Raw genomic sequence first — 1,918 nt, forward strand, 5'->3', positions numbered from 1 at the left:
GCGCAGGGCCGGGGCGGCCACGGCGGCCGCCGCGGAGTGGAGCGCGCGCACGGTGCGGCCCGCCGGCGTCCTCGTCGCCGGCGCGGCAACCGTCGGGCTCACGATGGGGATCGTGTTCGGCTGGGTCGAGTGGATGGTCGCGGGAGCGGTCGCGGCCGTCCTGCTGGTGCTTGCCATGCCCTTCCTCTTCGGCTCCCGCGCCTACGACATCGATCTCCGGCTCGCGCACGAGCGGATCGTCGCAGGGCAGAGCGTGACCGGCGAGGTCGTGATCCGCAACGAGGGCCGCCGCACGACCCTGCCCGGCCGCATCGACATCCCGGTGGGCGCGGGGCTCGTGGAGTACGGCGTGCCGCTGCTGCGCCCGGCGCACTCGGTGTCGCAGCCGCTCGACATCGCCGACCTCCGCCGCGGGATCGTGCGGGTCGGCCCGGCCACGACCGTGCGCAGCGATCCGCTCGGCCTGCTGCGCCGCGAGCACGCCTTCGCCGAAGTCCACGACCTCTACGTCCATCCCCGCACCATCCCGGTGCCGTCCACGAGCGCCGGGCTGATCCGCGACCTCGAGGGCAACCCGACCCGCCGGCTCGTCGACGCGGACATGTCGTTCCACGCCATCCGCGAGTACGCGTCCGGCGACTCCCGCCGCCAGATCCATTGGAAGTCGACGGCGAAGACCGGGCAGCTGATGGTGCGCCAGTACGAGGAGTCCCGGCGATCGCGCATGGCTGTCGTGCTCGGCATCGCGGAGGACGAGTACTCGGATGCCGACGAGTTCGAGCTCGCCGTCGGCTGCGCGGCCTCGCTCGGGGTGCGCGCGGTGCGCGACGCCCGCGACCTCGATGTGGTCACGGGCTCGGAGATCCCCCGCGTCGTGCGCGGGCGGCTGCGCGCCATCCGGCATCTGCCCACGGTCTCGCCGCGCGCGCTGCTCGACGGGTTCAGCGGCGTCGATCGCCTCGAGAACACGATGCGGGTGGAGGACGTCTGTCGCCTCACGGCCGAAGCGAACGGGCGGCTCTCGATCGCCGTGATGGTGGTGGGGTCGGCGCTCTCCCTCACGCGCCTCCGGCAGGCCGCCCTCATGTTCCCCGGCGACACCGCGGTCGTCGCGGTGATCGCGGATGAGCGCGCGCACCCGCGCATCCAGAGCCTGGCCGGGCTCACGGTGCTGACGGTGGGCACGCTCGAGGACCTGGCCGGTCTGCTGCTTCGGGGGGCGACGTCATGACGGCCGGCCCCGCCACGACAGCGGTGCGACCCGCGCGGGCCCGGATCGTCGCCGGTTCGGTCTTCGTCGCCGCCATGGTTGGCATCGCGGCGGTGGCCGCGTGGCCGATCTACCGCTCCTGGTGGTTCGCGATCCTGGTGATCGTCGCCGCGGGTGTCGCGGCGCTCATCGCGGTCGCGGCGCGCCTCCGGCGCTGGAGCGCCCTGCTGACGACGGCGGTCTGCGCCATCGCCTTCCTCGTGGTCGGCGTGCCGCTCGCGGTGCCGTCGCGGATCGGCGGGACCCCCGACCTCCTGCGCGGATTCGTCGATCTCCTGGCCGGCACGGTGCTCGCCTGGAAGGATCTCATCACCGTCGATCTGCCGGTCGGGACGTATCGCAATCTGCTCGTCCCGGCGCTCGTGGTCTTCCTCGGGGGGACGTGCGCCGCCCTCGTGCTGTCCTGGCGCGCGGACCGCCGCGCGTACGGCGCGGCTCCGATCGCCCTGGGCATGGTGTTCTTCGGCCTGATCTTCGGCCGCGCCTCCGTCAGCCCCGCCTTGCCGATCGGGCCGGTGCGCCTCTACGCGCCGCTCGAGACCGCCATCGGCATCGCGGGTCTGGTCACGACGCTGCTGTGGCTCGCCTGGCGGGGCCGCGACGAACGGGTGCGCGCGCTCGAGCGCGCCGCCACGTCCGGGGGCGTCC

The 1,918-nt window shown here is 74.0% G+C and carries 1 protein-coding gene and 1 pseudogene; both read left to right on the forward strand.

Translation table 11 applies throughout. From position 1 onward, the window contains the following. Positions 1 to 1,231: DUF58 domain-containing protein (locus AC1DVT_RS19915; RefSeq protein ID WP_477391092.1), on the forward strand; the 1,231-nt coding region annotated here is incomplete at its 5' end. Further along, positions 1,228 to 1,918: pseudogene (locus tag AC1DVT_RS19920) on the forward strand (transglutaminase); the annotation flags it as partial. The gene AC1DVT_RS19915 and the pseudogene AC1DVT_RS19920, both read left to right, overlap by 4 nt.

It is taken from the genome of Microbacterium sp. P2_F9 (assembly GCF_056403635.1).